General features: G+C 64.2%; 24 protein-coding genes and 1 pseudogene. 16 read left to right on the top strand and 9 right to left on the bottom strand.

From position 1 onward, the window contains the following. The first annotated feature begins 180 nt into the window (after positions 1 to 180). Positions 181 to 522 (top strand): hypothetical protein, encoded by a 342-nt coding sequence (locus ACFPFW_RS07505; RefSeq protein ID WP_114956572.1) that lies wholly within the window; start codon positions 181 to 183, stop codon positions 520 to 522. 56 nt (positions 523 to 578) lie between these two features. Here the strand turns inward: ACFPFW_RS07505 and ACFPFW_RS07510 are convergent, their stop codons facing one another. Further along, a complete protein-coding gene (locus tag ACFPFW_RS07510) occupies positions 579 to 704 on the bottom strand; it encodes a hypothetical protein (protein ID WP_379770131.1) in 126 nt (41 codons plus the stop codon). Continuing rightward, on the bottom strand, positions 701 to 1384 hold the full coding sequence (locus tag ACFPFW_RS07515; protein ID WP_114956571.1) for an HAD-IA family hydrolase: 684 nt from the start codon (positions 1382 to 1384) through the stop codon (positions 701 to 703). The genes ACFPFW_RS07510 and ACFPFW_RS07515 overlap by 4 nt, the downstream gene beginning before the upstream one ends. 84 nt (positions 1385 to 1468) lie before the next feature. Here ACFPFW_RS07515 and ACFPFW_RS07520 point away from each other — a divergent pair, with 84 nt between their 5' ends. The 3 genes from ACFPFW_RS07520 to ACFPFW_RS07530 all read left to right on the top strand — a co-directional run bounded on the left by ACFPFW_RS07520 (position 1469) and on the right by ACFPFW_RS07530 (position 3275). Next, positions 1469 to 1840 (top strand): hypothetical protein, encoded by a 372-nt coding sequence (locus ACFPFW_RS07520; protein WP_379770134.1) that lies wholly within the window; start codon positions 1469 to 1471, stop codon positions 1838 to 1840. A gap of 184 nt (positions 1841 to 2024) precedes the next feature. Then, positions 2025 to 2717, top strand: a complete 693-nt coding sequence (rpiA, locus tag ACFPFW_RS07525) for a ribose-5-phosphate isomerase RpiA (RefSeq protein ID WP_114956683.1) — start codon at positions 2025 to 2027, stop codon at positions 2715 to 2717. 21 nt (positions 2718 to 2738) lie between these two features. Further along, positions 2739 to 3275 carry a DUF2059 domain-containing protein gene (locus ACFPFW_RS07530; RefSeq protein ID WP_162799632.1) on the top strand — a complete coding sequence of 179 codons (537 nt, stop codon included), beginning with the start codon at positions 2739 to 2741 and terminating at the stop codon, positions 3273 to 3275. A 36-nt stretch (positions 3276 to 3311) separates the two neighbouring features. On the opposite strand, the gene ACFPFW_RS07535 is transcribed toward ACFPFW_RS07530, so the two are convergent. The 3 genes from ACFPFW_RS07535 to ACFPFW_RS07545 are packed head-to-tail and all read right to left on the bottom strand — an operon-like array spanning position 3312 to position 6274. After that, positions 3312 to 4826, bottom strand: coding sequence for a tripartite tricarboxylate transporter permease (locus tag ACFPFW_RS07535; RefSeq protein ID WP_114956568.1), 1515 nt, complete (start codon positions 4824 to 4826; stop codon positions 3312 to 3314). 9 nt (positions 4827 to 4835) lie between these two features. Continuing rightward, positions 4836 to 5321 carry a tripartite tricarboxylate transporter TctB family protein gene (locus tag ACFPFW_RS07540; RefSeq protein WP_114956682.1) on the bottom strand — a complete coding sequence of 162 codons (486 nt, stop codon included), beginning with the start codon at positions 5319 to 5321 and terminating at the stop codon, positions 4836 to 4838. Continuing rightward, positions 5321 to 6274, bottom strand: a complete 954-nt coding sequence (locus ACFPFW_RS07545; protein ID WP_114956567.1) for a Bug family tripartite tricarboxylate transporter substrate binding protein — start codon at positions 6272 to 6274, stop codon at positions 5321 to 5323. Before ACFPFW_RS07545 ends, ACFPFW_RS07540 begins: the two co-directional genes overlap by 1 nt. Before the next feature lie 162 nt (positions 6275 to 6436). Between ACFPFW_RS07545 and gor the strand changes: the two genes are divergently transcribed. From gor to ACFPFW_RS07565, 4 genes are all read left to right on the top strand, one after another. Continuing rightward, positions 6437 to 7825 carry a glutathione-disulfide reductase gene (gene gor, locus ACFPFW_RS07550; RefSeq protein WP_114956566.1) on the top strand — a complete coding sequence of 463 codons (1389 nt, stop codon included), beginning with the start codon at positions 6437 to 6439 and terminating at the stop codon, positions 7823 to 7825. A 119-nt stretch (positions 7826 to 7944) separates the two neighbouring features. Then, positions 7945 to 9003, top strand: a complete 1059-nt coding sequence (locus tag ACFPFW_RS07555; protein ID WP_114956565.1) for a methyl-accepting chemotaxis protein — start codon at positions 7945 to 7947, stop codon at positions 9001 to 9003. A 154-nt stretch (positions 9004 to 9157) separates the two neighbouring features. Beyond that, complete coding sequence (locus tag ACFPFW_RS07560; protein WP_114956564.1) at positions 9158 to 10543, top strand: class II 3-deoxy-7-phosphoheptulonate synthase; 1386 nt, start codon at positions 9158 to 9160, stop codon at positions 10541 to 10543. Positions 10544 to 10614: 71 nt separating this feature from the next. Then, on the top strand, positions 10615 to 12204 hold the full coding sequence (locus ACFPFW_RS07565; RefSeq protein WP_379770141.1) for an FAD-dependent monooxygenase: 1590 nt from the start codon (positions 10615 to 10617) through the stop codon (positions 12202 to 12204). Positions 12205 to 12211: 7 nt separating this feature from the next. Here the strand turns inward: ACFPFW_RS07565 and ACFPFW_RS07570 are convergent, their stop codons facing one another. Further along, the gene (locus ACFPFW_RS07570) at positions 12212 to 13225 is read right to left on the bottom strand and encodes a zinc-binding alcohol dehydrogenase family protein (protein ID WP_114956562.1); all 1014 of its coding nucleotides are present in this window, start codon (positions 13223 to 13225) and stop codon (positions 12212 to 12214) included. Between the two features lie 127 nt (positions 13226 to 13352). On the opposite strand from ACFPFW_RS07570, the gene ACFPFW_RS07575 reads away from it, so the two are divergent. Next, a complete protein-coding gene (locus ACFPFW_RS07575) occupies positions 13353 to 13751 on the top strand; it encodes a winged helix-turn-helix transcriptional regulator (protein WP_114956561.1) in 399 nt (132 codons plus the stop codon). A 7-nt stretch (positions 13752 to 13758) separates the two neighbouring features. Here the strand turns inward: ACFPFW_RS07575 and ACFPFW_RS07580 are convergent, their stop codons facing one another. After that, complete coding sequence (locus ACFPFW_RS07580) at positions 13759 to 14130, bottom strand: winged helix-turn-helix transcriptional regulator (RefSeq protein WP_114956681.1); 372 nt, start codon at positions 14128 to 14130, stop codon at positions 13759 to 13761. A gap of 85 nt (positions 14131 to 14215) precedes the next feature. Between ACFPFW_RS07580 and ACFPFW_RS07585 the strand changes: the two genes are divergently transcribed. Both ACFPFW_RS07585 and ACFPFW_RS07590 read left to right on the top strand, forming a co-directional pair. Further along, positions 14216 to 14845, top strand: a complete 630-nt coding sequence (locus tag ACFPFW_RS07585; RefSeq protein ID WP_114956560.1) for a flavodoxin family protein — start codon at positions 14216 to 14218, stop codon at positions 14843 to 14845. 55 nt (positions 14846 to 14900) lie between these two features. Further along, the gene (locus tag ACFPFW_RS07590; RefSeq protein WP_114956559.1) at positions 14901 to 16568 is read left to right on the top strand and encodes an NAD+ synthase; all 1668 of its coding nucleotides are present in this window, start codon (positions 14901 to 14903) and stop codon (positions 16566 to 16568) included. A 12-nt stretch (positions 16569 to 16580) separates the two neighbouring features. Here ACFPFW_RS07590 and ACFPFW_RS07595 read toward each other — a convergent pair whose 3' ends face one another. Further along, positions 16581 to 17786 carry a DUF2865 domain-containing protein gene (locus tag ACFPFW_RS07595; RefSeq protein ID WP_114956558.1) on the bottom strand — a complete coding sequence of 402 codons (1206 nt, stop codon included), beginning with the start codon at positions 17784 to 17786 and terminating at the stop codon, positions 16581 to 16583. Between the two features lie 297 nt (positions 17787 to 18083). On the opposite strand from ACFPFW_RS07595, the gene cysS reads away from it, so the two are divergent. The 4 genes and pseudogenes from cysS to ACFPFW_RS07615 all read left to right on the top strand — a co-directional run bounded on the left by cysS (position 18084) and on the right by ACFPFW_RS07615 (position 21972). Next, on the top strand, positions 18084 to 19421 hold the full coding sequence (gene cysS, locus ACFPFW_RS07600; RefSeq protein WP_114956557.1) for a cysteine--tRNA ligase: 1338 nt from the start codon (positions 18084 to 18086) through the stop codon (positions 19419 to 19421). Beyond that, positions 19418 to 19897, top strand: coding sequence for a GFA family protein (locus tag ACFPFW_RS07605; RefSeq protein ID WP_114956556.1), 480 nt, complete (start codon positions 19418 to 19420; stop codon positions 19895 to 19897). The genes cysS and ACFPFW_RS07605 overlap by 4 nt, the downstream gene beginning before the upstream one ends. Next, positions 19894 to 21495 carry a citramalate synthase gene (gene cimA, locus ACFPFW_RS07610; protein ID WP_114956555.1) on the top strand — a complete coding sequence of 534 codons (1602 nt, stop codon included), beginning with the start codon at positions 19894 to 19896 and terminating at the stop codon, positions 21493 to 21495. Before ACFPFW_RS07605 ends, cimA begins: the two co-directional genes overlap by 4 nt. Before the next feature lie 97 nt (positions 21496 to 21592). Continuing rightward, positions 21593 to 21972 (top strand): annotated as a pseudogene (locus ACFPFW_RS07615) (endonuclease domain-containing protein). Positions 21973 to 22055: 83 nt separating this feature from the next. Here the strand turns inward: ACFPFW_RS07615 and ACFPFW_RS07620 are convergent. After that, entirely contained in the window at positions 22056 to 22661 is a 606-nt protein-coding gene (locus ACFPFW_RS07620) for an LOG family protein (protein ID WP_114956552.1), read from the bottom strand. 152 nt (positions 22662 to 22813) lie between these two features. Here ACFPFW_RS07620 and ACFPFW_RS07625 point away from each other — a divergent pair, with 152 nt between their 5' ends. Continuing rightward, positions 22814 to 23980 carry a LysM peptidoglycan-binding domain-containing protein gene (locus ACFPFW_RS07625; protein WP_162799630.1) on the top strand — a complete coding sequence of 389 codons (1167 nt, stop codon included), beginning with the start codon at positions 22814 to 22816 and terminating at the stop codon, positions 23978 to 23980. The last annotated feature ends 47 nt before the right edge of the window (positions 23981 to 24027 follow it).

Here is a 24027-nt window from a genome sequence, read left to right on the forward strand (position 1 = left end):
GCCGGTCCGACCTCTCGCCGGTTCCTCAACTTAACGCCCCGTCAGGCGACAGCCTGGCGGGGCTTTTTCGTGTCCGCGCAACCCAGCGACGTAACCTCGACGAAACATTTCACGAACTACGCGTGAAACAAAGCTTGGTTAAGAAAGTTGTCATCAGGTGCTCGCAAGGGGTTAACGACAATGTTCCGCGGTTTCGCAACGACACTCGGTCTGGTTTCGGCAATCACGCTAGGCGCGTGGGCCTTCGCAGATCAGTCGCGCACGGCAAGCGCCGTCGCGGTCGCTGAAATGACCCCGGCAACGGCGTCGACCACCACGAATTCCAATCTGGCCGCCAAGGGCGATCGACTGGCTGTCGGCGTCCGTCTCAGTGGCGCGGCCTCGGTTGATCGGGATGGTTCCATCGAGCGCATCACTGCCGCCCATGCCATGGCGACGGAAGCAGCCCATCGGTACATGACGGTCGCCCTCCCGACCGGCCAAGCCGAGACGACGCTGAAGCGGGTTTCGCTCGGGAACTGACCCTCTCCCCGAAGGACCCTGAAGAAAAGGGCGCCTCTGGCGCCCTTTTTCTTTTGCTATTGCGGCTGGGTATTTGCCGGCGGCGGGGGGATGTCGTTCACCCGCTTGAGATTCGTGTAGAGCGCGATCGCGGTGAAGACGACGAGTACCGCGACGAAGCTTCCGACGATCAGCTTGTTCATCGCGACACCGCCGCGCCGAGCAGGTCGTCGATGGCGCCCGGTACATCTCTGAAATTGGAGAGCAGACGGTCGGGGCCGAGTTCGGAGGCCGGGATCTCGGTGTAGCCGTAATCCATCAGGACGATCGGCAGGCCTGCGTTGCGGGCCGTATCGAGGTCGGTCTTTGAATCGCCAATCATGATCGCATTGGCCGGGTTGCCCTTGGCGAGTTCGATCGTGCCGGTGAGATGGGCGGCGTCCGGCTTCCGCACCGGGAAGGTATCGGCACCGGTGACGGCGGCGAAGCGGTCGCGGATGTTCAGGGCATCAAGCAGAAGATGCGTCAGCTTGATCGGCTTGTTGGTGCAGATCGCGAGGCGGTTTCCGTCGGCGGCCAGCCGATCGAGCACGGCGATGACATCCGGATAGAGCGTCGTCTCGTCGGCGATGTGCAGTTCGTAATGGGAGAGGAAGGTCGCGACGAGCTCCTCGAAGCGGGGCTCGGAGACCTCGTGTTTTCTCAATTTCAGGCCCCGCGAGAGCAGGAGCCGGACGCCGCCGCCGATCAGGGAACGCAGTTCGAGCGGCGTGACAGGGTCGATGTTCTCGAGCGCCAGCGAGACGTTCAAGCCATTGATGATGTCGGGGGCGCTGTCGACGAGCGTGCCGTCGAGGTCGAAAACGATGGTGCGGCCGGTCATGAGGCTTCCCGGTTGGATTTTGAGGACGGATCGAAGACTGGCTATACCATCACGAGACACGCGAGTCGTGCTGGGGTGGGGACTATGAGCCGATCCAGAGTGATTGCAGGTATGGCGCTTGCGCTGGCCGTGGCGGGCATGGGGACGGCGGTTGCCGACGAATACCGTTTCATGCCGGCGCCGCAGATCGATCTCAACCGCGTCTACCGCGTGAACCGGCTGACCGGCGAAATGGGCGCCTGCCAGTACGCCATCAAGGACAACACGGTCGGCGTGGCGCTTTGCTATCCGGCCGGCGAAGGCGGCGGGCCGCAGCCGATCCCGGGTGATTACGATCTCGTCCGCTCGAACCATGAGCGCGAGGGCGGCGTTTTCCGGGTGAACGTGCGCACCGGCGAGGTCTCGATCTGCTACGTGCTGACCGAACGCGTCGTCTGTACGCCGCAGGCGCGCTGACGAAGGGCCGGATAGCCCTTTCGCGGAAGACCTGCTAGACCGCCGCCCAAGAGCGCGTCAGGAGACGAGATGAACCTCGCGAACGCCCGGGCGGCGGCAGCACCGCCAAACCTATGGTGCCTGGACCGGGCAGGGAGCCTCCCCGCTGACGACCTCCAAGGCCATGTCGCCGAAGGCTGAACACATGAATGTGGATGCTTTGAAGCGCGAGGCGGCCGCGGCCGCCCTGGAACTCGTCGAACCGGGTATGCGGCTGGGCCTCGGCACGGGGTCGACCGCCGCGCATTTCGTCGATCTGCTCGGTCAGAAGGTGAGAGCCGGTTTCGACGTGGTCGGCATTCCAACGTCGGAGGCGACTCACGTTCAGGCCGAAAAGGCGGGCATCCGACTAACTACGCTCGACGAGACACCGGAACTCGATCTCACGGTCGATGGCGCGGACGAGCTCGATTCCCGGCTTCGCCTGATCAAGGGCGGTGGCGCTGCGCTGCTCCGCGAAAAGATCGTCGCCAATGCCAGTACACGCATGGTCGTGATCGCGGACGCCGCCAAAAAGGTCGACGTGCTGGGGGCGTTTCCGCTTCCGATCGAAGTCGTCCCGTTCGGACTGGAATCGACGCGGCGCTGCATCGTCAAGGCGATGATCGCCGCCGGCTGCGACGGCGCGGTCACCCTCCGCCTGAAGGACGGCCATGCTTTGGTCACGGATGGCGGACATTTCATCCTCGACGCCGCTTTGGGCCGGATTCCGGATCCCGAAGCGCTTGCGCTTGGTTTATCGGCGATCCCGGGGGTCGTCGAACATGGGCTTTTTCTTGGGCTGGCCAGCGATGCCTTCCTTGCCGGGCCGTCCGGTATCGAGCGCATTTCACGCTGAATGTTTTTTGGAGAACGATCGATGACGTCCCTCTTTGTTCGCCGGTTCGCCTCGGCACTTCTCCTGTCGTGCGCGATGGCAGCCCCGGCAGCCGCGCAGACCAAGCCCGCGGCGCCGGCCGCAACCGCCACGAAGCCGGTGTCGCCCGAGCATCTGGCGCTTGCCCGCGCGGTCCTCGATTTCACCGGTGCAGGCAGGAGCTTCGACTCTGTGGTGACGAAGCTCCTGGTCGATGCCCGCCAGTCGATCATCCGGACCAACCCGACGCTTCAGCCCGATCTCGATCTCGTCATCACGACGCTGAACGACAAGATGAAGAATTCGGACGACGAGCTGATCAACAAGATCGCCGGCGTCTACGCTCAGAAGCTGAGTGAGGCCGAATTGAAGGACATCGTCGCGTTCTATCAGTCGCCGGCCGGCCAGAAGATGACGGCATCCATGCCGGACATCCTGCGCGAGAGCTACGGCCTCGCCCGCGAATGGTCGCAGCAGATGAGCGTCGAGATCATGAACCAGGTCCGCGCCGAGATGAAAAAGAAGGGCCACGAGCTCTGATGGGAAAAGGCCGCGATGTGATCGCGGCCTTTTTTGTCAGTCTTCCGAGCTTGCCAATACCGGCAGCGGCTTCTTGCTCACCATCCGCCAGACCAGCGGGCCGACCACGATCAGCGCACAGATGACGTAGATGCCGATCGCAAGCGGCGTCTCGACCAGGGCTGACGGATTACCCTGGCTGATTGCCAGCGCTCGGCGGAGCTGCTGCTCCGCGAGCGGGCCGAGGATCAGGCCGATGATGACGGGCGCGACCGGGTAATCGAAATAGCGCATCCCGAAACCGAGCACGCCGAGAACGGCCAGCATACCGAGCTCGAACGCCGACGGATTCGCGCCGAGAGTGCCGAGCGTCGCGAACACCAGAATGCCGCCATAGAGCCACGGACGCGGGATCGCGAGCAGGCGCACCCAGAGGCCGATTAGCGGCAGGTTCAGCACCAGGAGCATGAAGTTCGCGATCAGAAGGCTAGCGACCAGGCCCCAGACGAGGTCCGGATTGCTGGTGAACAGCAGCGGGCCGGGCTGGAGACCGTATTGCTGGAAGCCGGCGAGCATCATCGCGGCCGTGGCCGAGGTTGGCAGGCCGAGTGTCAGCAGCGGTACGAGAGTGCCGGCGGCGGAGGCGTTGTTCGCAGCTTCCGGGCCGGCGACGCCCTCGATCGCACCCTGTCCGAATTCCTCGGGATTCTGCGAGAGCTGCTTTTCGATCGAATACGAGAGGAAGGTCGGGATCTCCGCGCCGCCCGCGGGCAGGGCGCCGATCGGGAAGCCGAGGAGGGTTCCGCGCAGCCACGGCTTCCACGAACGCGCCCAATCGCTGGCCGTCATCCAGAGCGAGCCGCGGACCGGCTCGATCTTGTCGGGCGACCTCGAAGCGGTTGCGGCGACGTAGAGCGTCTCGCCGAGGGCGAACATGCCGACGGCAGCGGTTGTCACCTCTACGCCATCGAGCAGATCGGGAATGCCGAAGGCAAGGCGAGCCTGACCTGTCTGCAAATCGATGCCGATGAGACCCAGCGCCAGGCCGATAAACAGGCTCGTCAGTCCGCGCAGGGCTGAGTTTCCGAACGCCGCCGACACGGTTGTGAAGGCAAGTACCATGAGCGCGAAATATTCGGCGGGGCCAAAGCTCAACGCGAGATCGACCACGAGCGGCGCGAGGAAGGCCAATCCGATCGTCGCGATCATGCCCGCGACGAAGGAGCCGATGGCCGACGTCGCAAGCGCCGGTCCGCCGCGACCGGCGCGGGCCATCTTGTTACCTTCCAGCGCCGTGATCATCGAGGCGCTTTCGCCCGGCGTGTTCAGCAGGATCGACGAGGTCGAGCCGCCATACATGCCGCCATAGTAGATACCGGCGAACATGATCAGCGAGCCGGCCGGGTCGAGCTTGAAGGTGATCGGCAGGAGCAGCGCCACGGTGAGCGCGGGGCCGATGCCCGGCAGCACGCCGACGGCGGTGCCGAGCGTCACGCCGATGAAGGCGTAGAGGAGATTGCCCGGTTGCATCGCAACCGAGAGGCCGTGAAGCAGGGAAGCGAAGCTATCCATGATGGGTGCTCAGAAAAGACGCTCGAGAGGACCTTGCGGCAGACCGAGCTCCAGGCCTTTGGAAAAGACGAGATAGAGAATGAGGGAGAGCACGATGCCGATCGGTATCGTGGCCCAGAGCGGCTTGCCGCCGAAGCCGCGCGCGGTGAACGCGAACAGCACGCCGGTCGCGATCGAGAAGCCTGCGAAGCCGAGCAGGACGATCTGGGCGATCAGGCCGCCGAGGATCCAGCCGACGCGATGAAGCTCAAGCTCCTCGCGATCCGGAAACTCGCCCTTGATCGCGGCCGCCACGGTGCCGAGACCGAGAGCGGTCAGCGCAGCCGCGATCCCGTAGGGGAAGGCGGCGGCGCCGACGCGCGAATAGGTGGCGACGGCGGCGTTGAGATGCGCCGCGTCCCACGCAACGACCCCGGCCAGGGCGAAAAGACCGGCGGCGATGAGGAACGCCGCCTTGTCAGCCCGGGAAGAAACGGGGGCCTGATTGCCATCGATCACTTGGCCAGTCCGATATCCTTGAGCACCGCCGTGGTCTGCTCGACCTCCTTGGTGACGTAGCCGCCGAAGGTGTCGCCCGCCAGGAAGGTGTCGGACCAGCCCTTGGCCGCCAGCGTATCCTTCCAGCTCTTCGAGCCGTGCAGCTTTTCGAAGGTGGAAATCAGGCTGGCCTTCTGCTCGGGGGTGATGCCGGGAGCGGCCCAGATCGCACGCCAGTTCTGGACCTCGACGTTGATGCCGGCTTCCTTCAGCGTCGGCGCATCGACGCCGGCGAGGCGTTCGGGAGCCGAGACCGCGAGGACGCGGAGCTTGCCGGCCTTCACCTGGCCTTCGAACTCGCCATAGCCGGAGATGCCGGCCGTGACCTTGCCGCCGACGATGGCCGCGAGGGCTTCGCCGCCGCCCGAGAACGGGATGTAGTTGATCTTGGTGGGATCGACGCCGGCCGCCTTGGCGATCAGGCCGACCGTGATGTGGTCGGTGCCGCCGGCCGAGCCGCCGCCCCAGCTGACCGTGCCCGGATCGGCCTTCAGCTGCGCGACGAGATCGCCGATCGTCTTGATGGTGGAGCTCGTCGGAACGACGATGGCTTCGTACTCGCCGGTCAGGCGCGCGATCGGCGTGACCTGATCGAGCTTCACCGGCGAATTGTTGGCGATGAGAGCGCCGACCATGACATAGCCGCCGACCATGAGAGCGTTCGGATCGCCCTTCGACTGGTTGACGAACTGCGCGATGCCGATCGAGCCGCCGGCACCCGGAACGTTGTTGACCTGGACGCCCTTGGCGAGGCCTTCGGTCTGCAGCGCCTGCTGGAGGGAACGCGCCGTCTGGTCCCAGCCGCCGCCCGGAGCGGCAGGAGCCATGATCTTGAGCTCCTGAGCGAAGACCGGTGTCGCGAGCGCGCCGGCAACGAGAATGCCGGCGAGCGCCTGAGTGAACGCACGCATACGTTTCCTCCCCATTTTTCCTTGGCGGGTTGAACCGCGAGGTCCGTATCTTGGGACGGGACCTTCTTCAAGTCGAGAGTGTCATTAGTCTGTTCGCTTCGCTTCCCGCTTGACCTTCGCGCGCCGAACAAACACCTCTGCGCTCCGAAAGAGGTGAGCCAGATGAGCGAGTTCGACGTCGATCTGTTCGTGGTGGGTGCGGGTTCAGGCGGCGTCCGGGCGGCGCGAATCTCGGCGGGCTACGGCGCCAGGGTCGCGATCGCCGAGGAATACCGCATCGGCGGCACATGCGTGATCCGTGGCTGCGTGCCAAAGAAGATCATGGTTCTCGCGAGCCGATTCCGCGATGCCTTTGACGATGCTGCGGGATTCGGCTGGACCATCCCGAAGAAGCCGGAATTCTCCTGGAACGCGCTGCGCGACGCGAAGGACAAGGAGATTGGGCGGCTCTCGGAAATCTACCAGCGCAATCTGGAGCGCACCGACGTCGAGATTCATCAGACCCGGGCGGAAGTCGTCGACGCTCATACCGTGCGCCTCATCGGCGAGGACCGGACGATCACCGCGAAGAACATCCTGATCTCGACCGGCGGTCACCCCGTCGCGCCGCACATTTCGGGCGCGGAACTGGCGATCTCCTCCAACGAGGCGTTCGATCTTCCGGAGCTGCCGAACCGGATTCTGATCGTCGGCGGCGGCTATATCGCGCTCGAATTCGCCTGCCTATTCCAGCGGCTCGGCTCGAAGGTGACGCTCATTCATCGTGGCGAGAAGGTGCTGCGCGGCTTCGACGAGGATCTGCGCGACGAGCTGATGCTGGCCTTGGCGGCCGAGGGCATCACGGTGAAGATGAACAATACGGTCGCGAAGATCGAGGCGATCGAGAACAATTGCCGTCGCGTCGAGTATATGGCCGGCGACACCGACGATTTCGACGTCGTGTTTTTCGCGACCGGCCGCTCGCCCAACACGAAAGGGCTGGGTCTCGAGGCCGCGGGGGTGGCGCTCGGCGCGAATGGCGAGATCAAGGTCGATCAGAATTCGCGGACGAACGTACCGAACATCTTCGCCGTCGGCGACGTGACCGACCGCGTCAACCTCACTCCGGTCGCGATCCGCGAGGGGCACGCGCTGGCTGACATGCTGTTTGGCGAGAAGAAGTGGGTGCCCGACCATTCGCTAGTGGCGACGGCCGTGTTCTCGACGCCCGAGATCGGCACAGTCGGCCTGACCGAGCAGCAGGCGCGCGAGGAGATGATGGTGGCGGTCGATATCTACAAAACGCGCTTTCGCAGCCTGAAACACGTGATGACACGCCGTCAGGAACGCACCTTCATGAAGCTCGTGGTCGACGCCAAGTCGGACAAGGTGCTGGGCGTCCACATCATGGGTGAGGACGCTGGCGAGATGATTCAGATCGCCGCGATCGCCGTCGGCATGGGCGCTACGAAGGCAGATTTCGACCGTACCGTCGCCGTGCATCCGACGGCGGCGGAGGAACTTGTCACGCTCCGCGAGAAGATGAACACGACCAATCCCGGCGGCGCCTGATGCAGGCATAATTACATCTCAAGCAATTTTATGAGCAGTTTCGGCGTATTAAGCTTGCGGAAACGATGAACTGCTAAGGCTACTGACCGATCCTGCGATGCGGGTGCTGGGGGCGCTCAATGTTCGCTAGTCAGAAAGCCCAAGGTGAGGCGGCAGTCTCGCTGGCGGATGTCGCCAGCCTGACGACGGCCGTCAATACGCTGACCAATCGCAAGATCCAGGACATCCAGAAGATCACGAGCCGTATGCGCATCCTCGCGCTGAACGCCATGATCGAGGCCGGCCGGGCAGGGGATGCGGGACGCGGCTTCGCCATCGTCGCGCAGGAAGTTCGCGGCGTCGGCGGCGAGGTGGCGACGGTCGCCGGCAGTCTCGAAGAAGAATTGGTCGGTCAGATCACCGAGCTCGAACGGCTGACCGCGATCATGGCCCGGCAGGCGCAGGGCGCCCGTCTCGTCGATCTCGCGCTCAACGCCATCGAGATCATCGATCGCAATCTCTATGAGCGCACATGCGACGTGCGCTGGTGGGCGACGGATTCCGCTGTCGTCGATTGTGCGGCAGCCAAGGACGACGGCGCGAAGGCCTATGCCAGCGAACGGCTGGGCGTGATCCTCGATGCCTATACCGTCTATCTCGACCTCTGGCTCTGCAGCACCGACGGCAAGATTCTCGCGAACGGCCGCCCGGGCCGTTACCAGGTGGCCGGCGCGGATGTCTCCCGCGAGAGCTGGTTCCAGCAGGCCATGTCACTCCGTGGTGGCGATGCCTTCGCCGTCGACGATATCGCGGTGCAGCCTTTGCTGGGTAATGGAACCAGTGCCACCTATTCGGCGCAGATCTGCGAAGGCGGCAAGGCGAACGGAAAGCCGATCGGCGTGCTCGCCGCACATTTCGACTGGGCGCCGCAGGCGAAGACGATCGTCGAGGGCGTGCGGCTGTCCGAAGACGAGAAGGCGCATTCGAGGGTGATGCTCGTCGATGCCGATCAGCGGATTCTCGCATCCTCCGACGGGCGAGGTGTCCTGTCGGAACGGCTGTCGCTCGATATCCGTGGAGGCGAGAGCGGCTATTACACCGCGCCGAACGGCTCACTCGTCGCGTTCCACGCAACGCCCGGCTACGAAACCTATCGCGGCCTCGGCTGGTACGGCGTGATCGTGCAGGATCGTTCCTAATTCACTGATCCCGAACAACTTGTCGAAGCCAGGCGAGCTTTCTTGCACGCATGACAGCCAATCATTGCGTCTTGATGCTTTGCGCGCGGGATAAGCGAGGTCTATATACCCCGCTTTCCGGACGGGACCTGCGTCCGAAGTGGAGGATAAAGCAATGACGACGGAGCGTTGGACACCGGACAGCTGGAGATCGAAGCCGATCGTCCAGGTTCCCGGTTATCCCGACGAAGCGGCTCTGGCCGCGGTGGAGACGCAGCTCGCGACCTTCCCGCCGCTCGTTTTTGCAGGCGAGGCGCGTAAGCTGAAACGGAATCTGGCCAAGGTTGCCGCCGGCGAGGCCTTCCTTCTCCAGGGCGGCGATTGCGCCGAGAGCTTCCTCGAGCACCGCGCCGACAACATCCGCGACTTCTTCCGCGTCCTGCTGCAGATGGCCGTGGTGCTGACCTATGCCGGTTCGCTGCCGGTGGTAAAGGTCGGCCGCGTTGCCGGTCAGTTCGCCAAGCCGCGCTCGTCCGACAACGAGACGATCAACGGCGTGACGCTGCCGAGCTATCGTGGCGACATCATCAATGATGCGGCGTTCACGCCCGAGGCCCGTATTCCGGATCCGCATCGCCTGCTGATGGCCTATCGCCAGTCGGCGGCGACGCTGAACCTGCTGCGCGCATTCGCAACCGGCGGCTACGCCAATCTCGACCAGGCGCATCAGTGGATGCTGGGCTTCGTCAAGGAGAGCCCGCAGTCGAGCCGTTACAGGGAGATCGCGGATCGCATCACGGAGTCGCTCGACTTCATGCGCGCCTGCGGCATCGACCCCGAGGCCCATCCGGAGTTGCGCACGACCGATCTCTACACCTCGCACGAGGCGCTGCTGCTCGGCTTCGAGCAGGCGCTGACCCGCGTGGATTCGACCTCGGGCGACTGGTACGCGACCTCCGGGCACATGCTCTGGATCGGCGACCGCACGCGCCAGAAGGATCATGCGCATCTCGAATTCTGCCGGGGCGTGAAGAACCCGATCGGCTTGAAATGCGGTCCGTCGCTCAAGGCGGACGAGCTGATCGAACTGATCGACATTCTCAACCCAGAGAACGAGCCCGGTCGCCTGACCCTGATCGCCCGCTTCGGGCATGAGAAGGTGTTCGACCATTTGCCGGGCCTGATCCGCGCCGTGAAGCGCGAGGGCAGGAACGTCGTTTGGTCGTGCGATCCGATGCACGGCAACACGATCACGGCCGGCGGCTACAAGACCCGTCCGTTCGAGCGCATCCTGAAGGAGGTCATCGACTTCTTCGCGGTGCATCGCGCGGAAGGCACCCATGCAGGCGGCATCCATATCGAGATGACCGGCCAGAACGTGACGGAATGCACGGGCGGCGCCCGCGCCATCTCGGACGCGGACCTGCAGGACCGCTACCACACGCATTGCGACCCGCGCCTCAACGCCGAGCAGGCGATCGAGCTCGCCTTCCTCCTGGCTGAAGAGCTGAAGAAGGAAAAGGCCGGCCGCGAACGCGTCCGGGTTGTCGCGGCGGAGTAATACTCGCACCCCCATAGACGGTTTCTTCCCGGCGCGTGACAATGCGGCCGGGAAGAAACGTCAGGGTGCCAATGAACAAGACAATACTTGTCGTCGGAGCCGGTCCTGTCGGCCTGACACTCGCAGCGGAGCTCGCGCGGCACGGCGCGATTGTCCGTATTATCGACAGCCGCACTGAACGATCCCCTCATTGCCGGGCCATCGGCGTGACGCCACGAACGCTCGAAGTGTTCGAGGACATGGGCGTGGCGCGCGAGATCGTGGACGCCGGCCTTTGGATTACGGGCATGCGCGCGCTGCTTGACGGCCGGCCGCCGGCCGACATGGTGCGCGACCTTTCCGACCTGCCTTATGGCGGATTGGGTATTCCCCAATATGCGACCGAGGCGATCCTCGAAGCCCATCTCGCCAGCTACGGCGTGGTGGTCGAGCGGGGCGTCACCTTCGCAGGACTTCAGCAATCGGAGGGCGAAGTCCTGGTTTCGCTGGAACGTCCGGCCGGTCGGACCGTCGCCAATTTCTCCCATGTCGTCGGCTGCGACGGCGCCCATAGCGCGGTCCGCAAGGCGCTCGACATCGACTTCGAGGGAGAGGCCTTTCCCTGGGATTTCATGCTCGGCGATGTCCGCATCGATTGGGACCTGCCACGAGGGTTCTCCCTGCGCGCGATCAAGCCGGCAGAGGGTGGGCCGCCGGACATTTTCGTGGCCGTGCCGCTGCCCGAACGCGGGCGCTACCGCGTATCGATGCTGGCTCCGGAGAGATTGCGCGCGCCGGGTGGAACGGAGCATGGCATCCAGTCCGACCGGCCGGGCGCGACGCTCGCCGATCTGCAGGAAGTGGCCGACAGGCTCATTCCCGACCCGCCGAAGCTGACCGGGATGCGATGGTCGTCGATCTTCCGGATCAGCATGCGACTCGCCGCGACGTACCGAGTCGGTAATGCCTTCATTGCGGGCGACGCCTGCCACATTCACCCGCCGACCGGCGGGCAGGGCATGAACACCGGCATCCAGGACGCCTACAATCTCGCCTGGAAGCTCGCGCTGGTTTCCAGGGGCCGGGCGAGCGATGGTCTCCTCGACAGCTATGAGGCCGAGCGCCGGCCGGTGGCGATGGACGTGATCGAGAGGACCACGCAGGCGAGCGTCAATCTCGGGAGCGAGGACACGAAGACCGACCAGCGACTGGAGGATACCCAGGTGCTGGTCGCCTACACCAACGGACCGTTGTCGATCGGGCCGGACGGCGACGATGTGGTTGCCGGTGACCGCTGCCCCGATGCGCAGGGCCTTCGCCGGTCCGGATTCGGATTCCCCTTGCGCCTGTTCGATGTTCTGAAGGGGACGAACTTCGTTCTCCTCATCACCGCGCAGGCCGGAGATATCGGGTCGATCGAGCGTCTCGGGGAAAATCTTCGCGAGCGTTTCGGAGGCGTGGTGCGCGTGGTCGCAATTCTCCCCGCGGGCACGTCGGTGGCCGATCCCTTTGGGATCACGATCATCCGCGACGAAGCCGGGGACTTTGCCGCGACATTGGGGGGGCAGGAGGCCGAGGCATGGCTGGTCCGGCCGGACGGCTATGTCGGGCTCTACATGCCGTCATGGTCGGAGGGCGAGGTCGTTTCCTACCTCACCCGCAATGTTCGACTGAAAACCTGAAACGGCGTCAGAAGCTTTCGAGGACGATCTTGCCGATCGTCCGGCCGCTCTCCAGCTTGGCGTGCGCGGTCTTCAGGTTCGCCGCGTTGATGCCCTGCAGCCGCTCGTTCGCTGTCGTTTTGATGACACCCTTGTCGACCAGTTCCGAAACGGCATTGAGCAGGCGATGTTGCTCGATCATGTCCTCTGTCTGATAGAGGGGGCGCGCGAACATCATCTCCCAGACGAAGCCGAGAGCCTTGCCCTTGAGCGACGCGACATTGACCGTCTCGTCATCATCGATCGCGCCGATGATTCCCTGCGGCTTGGCGATCTCGACGAATCGCGGCAGGTCTCTTGCCGTCGACGATGTGCTGAAGATGTAGCGTGGGGCAGGAATGTTCTGCTCCTTGAACTGTTCGGCCAGCGGCTTGGTATGGTCGACAATGAAATGCGCACCCTGCGCCTTAGCGAACTCGATCGTCTCCGGACGCGAGGCCGAGGCGACGACGGTAAGGCGGGTGAGCTTACGGGCAAGCTGGGTCGCGATCGAACCGACGCCGCCGGCACCGGCCATGATCAGGATCGTGTCGCCTTCTCCACCATCCCTTTCGATCCGCATCCGGTCGAACAGCATCTCCCAGGCGGTGATCGCGGTCAGCGGTAGAGCCGCCGCGTCTGCGAAGTCGAGACTCTTCGGCTTCCTGCCGACAATGCGCTCATCGACCACGTGCAATTCGGCATTGGTGCCCGGCCGCTCGATCGCGCCGGCGTAGAACACTTCGTCGCCGGGCTTGAACAGCGTGACCTCGGAACCGATTTCCGTGACCACGCCCGCGGCATCCCAGCCGAGCACGACCGGTTGGTCGGCCGTTCCACTGCGGCGCCCACGGCGAATCTTGGTATCGACTGGATTGACCGAAACTGCCTTGACCTCGACCAGGAGATCGCGCGAACCCGGTTTCGGCGCCGCGATCTCGATGTCGGACAGGGAGTTCGGATCGGATATCGGAAGCGGATTGATATAACCTGTGGCCTTCATGTCTGCGGTTCCTGATCTAGGTGCCCCGGCGGGACGTTCATGGCCGGAACATCGGCATGGGTCCGGGCAGGCTCAAGAAGGTACAAAACGGTCGGGTAGTATCCTTTCTGTCCACCGGGAGAGTGCGATGAAGGCTCGCGAATACAATTGCAAAGCCGGATGTCCGGTCGAGGCGACCCTCGATCTCATCGGTGGCCGCTGGAAAGGCGTCGTCCTCTATAACCTCATCGACGGGCCGGTGCGGTTCAACGAGTTGCGCAGGCAAATCCCGGGCGCAACCCAGCGCGTGCTGACACGCCAGCTTCGCGAACTGGAGGCCGTCGGCATGATCTCACGGACCGTGACGCCGAGCATTCCGCCACGCGTCGACTACGAGCTGACGGAACTCGGCCGCTCTCTCTCTCCGGTCATAGCCGCTCTGCGCGATTGGGGCGCTGAGTATCTCGAGGAAATGAAGGCGCGACGGGCGTCCGCGGTGGTTGAGCCGGGCGCGAGGGAACCGCTGCAACCGGTTGCCGCCGAGTAAGTGTCCGTCAGCGCGCGTCGAACCGTTCTCGCGCGGCATCGAGTTCGAGGAAGTTCTGCTCTGCCCAGCGATCCAGCACGGCCAAAGTATCGCTGAGCGAACGGCCGACCTCGCTCAACCGGTATTCGACATGCGGCGGCACGGTCTGACGGTCCTCGCGTATGACGAGGCCGTTCCGCTCCAGATCCTTCAGCGTCTGCGTCAGCATTTTCTGTGAGATACCGCCGATACGGCGCAACAGGGCGCCGTTGCGCATCGGCCCCTCGGCGAGCGCGGGCAGGATCAGCATCGTCCATTTGCTGGCGATCAATTCCAGTGCATGCCGCGCCGAACAGGTCTCGTCGAAGACGCTTGGAGGTGGCTTCCGCTCGCGTATCATCAAACCCCTATAGGCACTAGAAGGTGCGTACTTGCCTTTCGGTTACTAGAGACGAAATCCTCTTCCTCGGCAACGGAGGGCAGTGATGAAAACGTTCATTCTGGCGGCGAGCCCAAGGCGCGACGGGAATTCCGCGATGCTCGCGCGGGCGGCGTGCTCGGGGCTCAACGAAGCCGGGCATGGTGCCGAGATCGTCTTCGCCGATGACGTGCTTTCGGCATTCCTGCGGGATTGCCGGATTTGCCGCAGGACAGATGGTGAGTGCTCAATCGAGGACGGCTTTCGCGACGCCTTTCTCGGCAGGTTCCTGCCGGCGGATGGCTTCATCGCGGCGACGCCGATCTATTGGTACGGCATGTCGGCGCAGCTCAAGACGTTCTTCGACCGGATGTTCTGTTACGTCGCCGCGTCCCATCCTCGGTCGCCGGCGACGGTCGAGGAAATGGCGGGCAAGCGGGTGGGACTCCTGCTCAGTTCCGAGGAGACGTTTCCGACGGCCGCGGCGGGTATTGTCCATCAGATGCAGGAATATTGCCGCTACACCCACTCGGTTTTCGTCGGCGCGGTTCAGGGCTATGGCAATGCGCGCGGAGAGATCGCCCACGACCCGTCCGACCCGGCCGGCCGTGCAAGGCATTTCGGCCGCACGTTCTTCTCCCGGCTCGCAACGGACTATCAGATCGACACGCCGCGCTCCGGCCGCGTCTGGGCATAAGGCAAGGCGCATCAATATGTTTGCCGAAGCGGCCTCGTCGCCTTAAATCGCGGATATGGACCGGCCAAAAAAACTTTCCATTGCCATCGCGCAGCTCAATCCGACCGTTGGCGATGTCGCCGGCAATCTAAAGAAGGCGCGCGAGGGTAGGGCCAGGGCCGCTGAACTCTGCGTGGATCTCGTCGCCTTCACCGAACTTTTCATCTCCGGCTATCCGCCGGAAGACCTCATCCTCAAACCGAGCTTCATCAAGGCCTGCCAGGCCGCCGTGGAGGAACTCGCGGCCGAGACCGGCGATGGCGGGCCGGCCGTCATGATCGGCTCTCCCTGGCCGGGTAAGCACGGCGTCCATAACGCCGCGGCGCTGCTCGACGGCGGCAAGGTTCATGGGCTGAGATTCAAGGTCGAACTGCCGAATTACGGGCCGTTCGATGAGAAGCGTGTTTTCGAGCCGGGCGCGCTGATGGGGCCGATCGACTGGCGCGGCGTCCTGCTTGGTATTCCCATCTGCGAGGACATCTGGGAGACGCAGGTCACCGAATGCCTGGCCGAGACCGGTGCGGAAATGCTGATCGTGCCGAACGGCTCGCCCTATTGGCGCGGCAAGCAGCTCGAGCGGCTGAACATCGCCGCACTGCGCGTAGCCGAGACGCATTTGCCCTTCATCTACACGAACCAGATCTGCGGTCAGGACGACCTGATCTTTGATGGCGCCTCGTTCGCGCTGAACCCGGACGGCTCGCTCGCCTTCCAGATGTCCGCCTTCACCGAGGAGATCGCGCTGACCCGCTGGGAGCGGACCGGCGACGAATGGCGCTGCGTCGAGGGTCCGAAGGAGATCATCGACGAGGACGACGAGGCCAATTACCGCGCCTGTGTGCTCGGTCTCCGCGACTACGTGAACAAGAACGGCTTTCCAGGTGTCGTGTTCGGCCTGTCGGGCGGCATCGATTCTGCGCTCTGCGCCGCGATCGCGGTCGATGCGCTTGGAGCGGATCGGGTCCACTCGATCATGCTGCCGTACCGCTTCACATCGGAGGAGAGCCTCGGCGACGCGGCGGCGTGTGCCAAGGCACTCGGCATCCGCTACGACACTGTGCCGATCGCCGGCCCCGTGGAGCAATTCGAGGCGGCACTTGGCCCGCTCTTCGTCGGGACCAATCGCGGCATCACGGAGGAGAATCTGCAGTCGCGCGTTCGCGGCACGATCCTGATGTCGGTTTCGAACAAATTCGGGCCGATGGTCGTGACGACCGGCAATAAGTCGGAGATGTCGGTCGGCTACGCCACGCTCTATGGCGACATGAATGGCGGCTTCAATCCGATCAAGGATCTCTACAAGACCGAGGTCTACCGGCTGTCCGCGCTGCGCAATCGTTGGAAGCCGTCAGATGCGATGGGACCGTCCGGCGAAGTGATCCCGTCGAACATCATCACCAAGGCGCCGACGGCCGAGCTGCGCGAGAACCAGAAGGACCAGGATTCGCTCCCACCCTACGACATCCTGGACGGTATCCTAGAGCGCCTCGTCGAGCAGGAGATGAGCGTGCCTGACGTCGTTGCGGATGGGTATGACCCGGAGACGGTGAGGAAGATCGAGCGCCTTCTCTATCTGGCAGAATACAAAAGACGTCAGGCCGCGCCGGGTGTGAAGGTGACAAAGAAGAACTTCGGCCGCGACCGGCGCTATCCGATCACGAACCGGTTCCGTGACGGGCTCTAAGCTACAGCTGTATCAGCGGTTTTCGCGCTCACGCGGCAGCGGCTGCGGTGCCCGCTGCTGTCGCGGCGGCGCATAGACCGGCGGCGGTGGTGCGCGGGGAGCCTCGTAGACCGGCGGCGGCGGACCCTCGTAATAACCGGGAGGCGGAGCCGCCTGGGCCTGTGACGGAGGTGGAGCGAGGGCTCCTTCTGGCGGCGGAGGCGCGTCGGTGCCTCCGTCCACAACCCCCTCGCTGGTGACCGAATTGGCACTATCCTGCGCCGCGCGCGCTGCGTCTGCCGGTGAGGTGCGGTCCGTGCCGGGCTGCGACATGCGCCTGGCGCGCTCCTCGTCGACGACGATGTCGCCGCGTTGGACGGTGTCGTCGTCTGCACCTGACAGCGCTTCGGTCCAGCTCATATTCGCGGGCTTGCACGAGCAGTCCTTCACAAATTCCTTCTGATATTTGAAAGCATTGGGAAGCTGCGCGTAAGGGACGCCCGTGGCGGACGTGGCCTGCTGGATCGAGCCGCCGGGGTTCGGATAGGAGAACAGCTCCGCCTCGGTTCCGGGGCAGGTCTTCCGGCACATCGCCTCGTCCTGCGCGAAACGGCCGGGAACCGTGGCGTAGCTGACTGGGAAGAAGAAGCCGTCGCAGGTTCTGACGCACACCGTGCGGAAGGTCGAGGTCTGCGGAACCTCCATCTGCGGCTGGCCGGGATAGGCTTCCTGCGGCGCTCTCTCGCTGCGGGAGCCACCGAAGAGAAGGCCGAACAGGCCGCCCGAGCGCTGCTGGGGCGGAGGCGGTGGCAATGCCGCCTGATACTGCGCACCGCACTGATTGGCGGCGAGCGCCGTGATCAGGTCGCGGCGGCGAGCCTCGCGGACGCCGGCATCGCCTTGGCCGCGGCTGATCTGGGCTTCGAGCTGGTCGAGCTGCTGCTGGCTGCGGTTGATCTGTGCATCGAGGTCACGGCATTCGGCCGGCGGACGCGGGCCGAACAGGAAGGTGCGGCCGCAGCCCATTCCGCGCGAACGGGCGATCATCCGGTCGAGGTCGGCCCGGCGTTGGGCATAGGCCTGCTGCGCCGCACCGGCGTCCGCGCTGCGCGGCTGCTGGTCGAGCGCCGCAAGCTGCGCTTCGAGACGCAGGCACTGCTGCGGAACCTGCGCCAAAACCGGCGTTGCCGGTAGGAGAGCCAGCACCGCGAACGCGACAAACCGGGACCGTTTGAACATTCAAGAAACCTGTGAGCCCGAAGGGCCGTGCCGGTAGAGCGGCGAAATCTGGCCTAAGTGTGGACCATTGGCGCGATTCCCCGCGAAATTCGAGCCCGTCCTCTTTATCACTTGACGCTGATCGTCGCGCTCACCATTGTCCCGCCCCATGCAGATCAACGCTTCCGCCATTAGCCGGATCGTCATTATCTGCGGTTAGCGCTCACGCTGGCCGCGGCCGTATCTGTCTGACCAAATCAAAAACAGAGCGCGACTGCCGGGGCCGGCTAGGGCAGACCCCAAGGCACGGGATATTTCATGTCGCTCAGGCTCTACAACACGCTGACCCGGACCAAGGCTGAGTTCACGCCGATCGATGCCGGCAATGTGCGTCTCTACGCCTGCGGCCCGACGGTCTATGACCGCGCCCATATCGGCAATGCGCGCCCGGTCATTGTGTTCGACGTGTTGTTCCGCCTGCTGCGCCATCTCTATGGGCACGACCGGGTCAAATATGTCCGCAACATCACGGATGTGGACGACAAGATCAACGCGCGCGCCGCCGAACGTGGGGTCTCGATCCGCGAACTGACCGAGTGGACGGCGAAGGATTTCCGCGACGACACTTCCGAACTCGGCGTGCTGCTGCCGTCGGTCGAGCCGCGCGCGACAGAACATATCGTCGAGATGATTACGCTCATCGAGATGCTGATCCTGCGCGGCCACGCATACGAGGCGGAAGGGCATGTGCTCTTCCACGTCCCGTCCATGCCGTCCTATGGCAGGCTTGCAAACCGTACGCTCGACGAGATGGAAGCCGGCGCGCGCGTCGACGTCGCCCCCTACAAGCGCGATGCGATGGACTTCGTGCTGTGGAAGCCGTCCGAGCCGAGCCTTCCCGGTTGGGAGAGTCCGTGGGGCCGTGGCCGTCCGGGTTGGCACATCGAGTGCTCCGCGATGTCGTGGAAGCATCTCGGCGAGGTGTTCGACATCCACGCCGGCGGCATCGACCTCGTCTTCCCGCACCACGAGAACGAGATCGCCCAGACCTGCTGCGCCTTCGGCCATGACGTGATGGCCAATGTCTGGATGCACAACGGCTTCCTGCAGGTCGAGGGCGAGAAGATGTCGAAATCGCTCGGCAACTTCGTCACGATAGCCGAACTGCTGCACGACTGGCCAGGCGACGTGATCCGGCTGGCGATGCTCGGCACCCATTACCGCCAACCGATCAACTGGACGCTGCGGAGCCTTCAGGACGCGGAGAAGGCTCTGGCGGCCTGGTTCGAGGCTGCCGGATCGGGCGCCGACGCACGCCCGGCGCCCGCCGTGCTGGAAGCGCTTAGCGACGATCTGAACACACCGCAGATGATCGCCGAACTGCATCAATTGCGCGGGCAGGCATCCCGGAAGGCGCTCGCAGGCACGCTGGAATTCCTGGGTTTCCGGCCGAAGGTGTTCGAGGACTGGCGCATGGCGACGGCTCCGGAGCCCGCGCTGCCGCCGGACGAGATCGAGCGGCTGCTCGCGGCACGGCTGCACGCGCGCAAGGCGAAGAATTTCGCCGAGGCCGACCGCATCCGTGACGACCTCGCGGCACAGGGCATCATCGTGAAAGACGGACCGGAGGGCTCGACCTGGAGCGTGGCGCGATGACAGAGACTCATTCCGGCGGCTGCCAGTGTGGTGCGGTGCGATTCCGCGTCCAGGGTGAACTCGGAAAACCGTCGGTCTGCCATTGCCGGATGTGCCAGAAGGCGTTCGGCGCCTTCTACGCACCGCTCGTCAATGTCGGCGAGGCCAGGGTTGCGTGGACGCGTGGCGAACCTGCTCGTTTCCAGAGTTCGGAACATGTCCGCCGAGGCTTCTGCGCGATGTGCGGCACGCCGCTGACCTACGAGGCGCCCGGCGAACTTTGCCTTGCGATTGGTGCGTTCGACCATCCCGAGGCGGTCGCCCCGGTGATCCAGTACGGCACCGAACGCAAACTACCCTATGTCGACGGAATTCCCGGCCTTCCCGAGCGCCTGACGCTCGGTGGCGAGGTGCCGGATTTCCTGCACGATCTCACAAGCTACCAGCATCCGGACCACGACACCGAGGCGTGGCCGCCGAAGGACCAGACCCGATGACCCGCGAACGGCTCTACCTGTTCGACACGACCCTGCGCGACGGCGCCCAGACGGCCGGCGTGAACTTCGCGATCGAGGAGAAGCTGTCAGTCATCGCCATGCTCGATGGGATCGGGATCGACTATGTCGAGGCGGGTTATCCGGGCGCGAACCCGACCGACACGGCATTGTTCGGCGAGGCGCGTGCCTTGAAGTCGGCACGGCTGACGGCCTTCGGTATGACCAAGCGGGCAGGGCGCTCGGCCTCGAACGATCCGGGCCTGCAGACCGTGCTGACCGCAAAGTCGGATGCGCTCTGCTTCGTCGCCAAGACCTGGGACTATCATGTCGACGTCGCGCTTGGTGCGACTTTGGACGAGAACCTGGACTCAATCCGAGAGACTGTCCGCGCAGGCGTCGCCGCCGGCCGCGAGACGATGATCGATTGCGAGCATTTCTTCGACGGCTACAAGGCCAATCCGGATTATGCGCTGGCTTGCGCTAAGGCGGCTTACGAGGAGGGCGCGCGCTGGATCGTGCTCTGCGACACCAATGGTGGCGCACTTCCGCATGAGGTGGCGAAGATCGTCTCCGAAGTAACGGTCCACATCCCCGGCGACCATCTCGGCATCCATCCGCACGACGACACCGGCTGCGCCGTCGCCAACGCACTCGCGGCGGTCGGCGCGGGTGTCCGCCAGATCCAGGGCACGCTGAACGGCCTCGGTGAGCGCTGCGGCAACGCCAATCTCGTATCACTGATCCCGACGCTGAAGCTGAAGCCGGAATTCCGCGACCGGTTCGAGACCGGCGTGTCGGATGAGGGCCTGCGCAACCTGACCCATCTGTCGCGTATGCTGGACGAGATCCTGAACCGCAATCCCGACCGCCACGCGCCTTATGTCGGCGTCAACGCCTTCGCGACCAAAGCGGGCATCCACGCTTCGGCGATCCTGAAGGACCCCAAGACCTACGAGCACGTGCCGCCGGAAGCGGTCGGCAACAAGCGTCGCCTTCTCGTCTCCGACCAGGGCGGCAAGTCGAACCTATTGGCGGAACTCGACCGGATCGGCCTAAAGGTGTCGAAGGACGATCCCCGCCTCGGTCGTCTTCTCGACGAGGTGAAGGATCGCGAGAACGTCGGCTATGCCTATGAGGGCGCCGCCGCGAGCTTCGAACTCCTGGCGCGCCGTCTGCTAGGCACCGTGCCGGCCTATTTCGATGTCGACGGCTTTCGCACCTCGGTCGAGCTCCGCCACAATTCGCAGGGCGCGCTCGCGACCGTCTGCGAGGCGGTGGTCAAGCTGACAGTCCAGGGCGAGAGCCTGATGTCGGTCGCCGAAGGCAACGGCCCGGTCAACGCGCTCGACCTCGCGCTCCGCAAGGATCTCGGCGTCTATCAGCCCTACATCCAGGATCTCAGGCTGACGGACTACAAGGTCCGTATCCTCGACGGCGGCACGGAGGCCGTGACGCGGGTCATGATCGAGTCCGCCGACGACAGCGGCGACAGTTGGACGACTGTCGGCGTCTCCGCGAACATCATCGATGCGTCGTTCCAGGCGCTGGTCGACAGCGTGACCTACAAGCTGATGCGGAGCGGCGCGCCGGCGCCTTGAGATGCGCCTCTCCCAGGGGAGAGGTCGAGTCGCCGGAAGGCGACCGGGTGAGGGGTAAGGCCTCGCGAATAAAAGCTCCGGCGATTAGCCTCTCGCCATGCCACCTCGCCGAACACAGCTCGCTCGTCAACTCCGTTTAGATCAGACCTCTGCGGAAGATCTGATCTGGAACGCCGTGCGCGATCGGCGTTTCGAAGGCTGGAAATTCAGGCGGCAGATGCCGATCGAGGGCTTTGTCGTCGACTTTTGTTGCTGGGACGCGAAGCTGATCATCGAGGTGATGGTGCACACCATCTGGATCAGATAGATCAAGACAAGCGACGCAAGACGGTGATCGAGAGCAAGGGCTTCGTGGAGCTTCGATTTACGAACGTTGATGTTCGTGGACGCCTCGATTGGGTGATGCAGGAGATCGGCCGGTCTCTCGACGTGTCGCAGGGACTCAAACCTCGACCGTCTTTACCGCGGCTGGATTGAACCGGAAGGCCTTACCCCTCACCCCGCTCGCACCTCTCGGTGCGAGTCGGCCCTCTCCCCCCGGGAGAGGGCTTCGAAAGTCCTTACATCTTACCGACCGGCGCCACCTTGTAGGGCAGGTCCGGTTCCTGCGCGTCGCGCGCGGCGCGTTCGAGCGTCGGCAGGACGTCCTCGATGTTATCGGCGATCTGGTAGGGCACCCACAGGCTTTCGCGGATGAAGGCGTGTGCCGTCATGTGTTCGAGCATGGCCAGCAGCGGTTCCCAATAGCCGGAGATATTGGCGATCAGGATCGGCTTCCTGTGGCGGCCGAGCTGTGCCCAGGTCAGCTGTTCGACGAGTTCTTCCAGCGTGCCGATGCCGCCGGGCAGCGCGACGAAGGCGTCGGCCTTCTCGAACATCAAGCGTTTACGCTCATGCATGTCCTCGGTGACGATCTGCTCCTGCGCCGCTTCGAGCATGTGCTCGCGGCGGACCAGGAATTCCGGGATGATCGCGGTGACGTGGCCGCCATGGTCGAGCACGCTCCGCGCGACCGTTCCCATAAGGCCGAGGCCGCCGCCGCCATAGACGAGGCCGACGCCGTTCTCGGCGAGGATCTGGCCGAAGGTCCGGGCGGCGATTTCATGCCTTGGATCGCGGCCCAGCCCCGAGCCGCAATAGACGCAGACTGATTTGATGAATGACATTCTTTGTTTCTCTTGCCTTTAGATGTGGCAAACATAGCCCGAAATTCCTTCAAGCTTGTTTCACCACTTGATCGTGACCGCATACAGGCGACAATAAATACCGGGGAATGGTGTTAATGGGCCGGCTTGCCGGTCGGGGGAGACTTGGTTCGATGAATGCTCGCGCACGCCAAATCTTGGCGCTGGGGCTGATCGTCATCCTGGCGATCGGCATCGGTGTCGTCGCGCGCCGCGAAGTGCAGCGCCAGGATACCGCTGCTTTGTCCCAGTCCGCTCCGCAGGTGGTCACACCCGGTACGCCGTCGACGCCACCGTCGGACACGGCATCGAAGAATGCGGCCGACGGCAAGACAGCCGCGACGATCGTGCCGAGTTTCGACATCGTACGCGTCGAACCCAGGGGCGATGCCATCATCGCAGGCCGCGCGGCGCCGGGCGCCGAGGTGGAATTGCTGTCGAACGGAGGAGTCATCGATCGCACCAAAGCCAATGAGGCGGGCGAATTCGTGATGATGCCGCCGACATTCGCACAGGGCAGCTATGAACTGACGCTGCGGACGCCCGATGCGGGCGGCTCCAAGCAGTCGGTTACGGTGGCGATACCTGAGCCCGGCAAGGGCGAGGTTCTGGTCGTGGTGGGCGAGCCGGGCAAGCCTTCCCAGGTCGTGCAGGCCGGGTCGCCCGCGACTCATACCGCCACCGTGGGTTCGCCTGCTATTCCGAGCCCCGCCGTGATAACGCCTCCGGTAGCGCCGCAGACCGCGGAGGCCGCTCCTGAATTGCCGCTTCGTATCGGCGCGGTCGAGGCGGAGGGCGGCAAATTGTTCGTGCAGGGCACGGGTCCGGAGGGTGCACGGGCGCAGATCTATCTCAACGACTCGCCTCTCGCGGAAGCCACGGTTGGCGACGACGGCAAGTGGTCGCTCAAAATCGAAAAGGGCGTGGCGGCCGGCAATTACAAGGTACGCGTCGACCAACTCGGCGAGAGCGGCAAGGTCGTGGCGCGCGCGGAAGTGCCGTTCGCGGCGTTAAAAGCGATGCCGCCAGCCGATGCACCGAAGCCGAGCGAACTCGCCTCGTCCTCGACCAATCCGGCGGACGCACCGTCGACGACGGGTGCGGTTCAATCGGCCAATCCGATCGTCACGAAGCTCGATACGTTGGAGGTCCAGCGCGGCGACAATCTCTGGCGCATCAGCCGGAAAATCTATGGCGCGGGCGTTCGTTATTCGACGATCTACGAAGCGAATGCGGACCAGATCCGCGATCCGAACCGGATCTATCCAGGTCAGATATTCGTGATGCCGCCCAAGGGGTGATCCCGTGCTAGTTGGGTCGTCATGCTCCGGCTTGACCGGAGCATCCA

This window comes from Flaviflagellibacter deserti (genome assembly GCF_042652085.1).
GTDB lineage: Bacteria > Pseudomonadota > Alphaproteobacteria > Rhizobiales > Methylopilaceae > Flaviflagellibacter > Flaviflagellibacter deserti.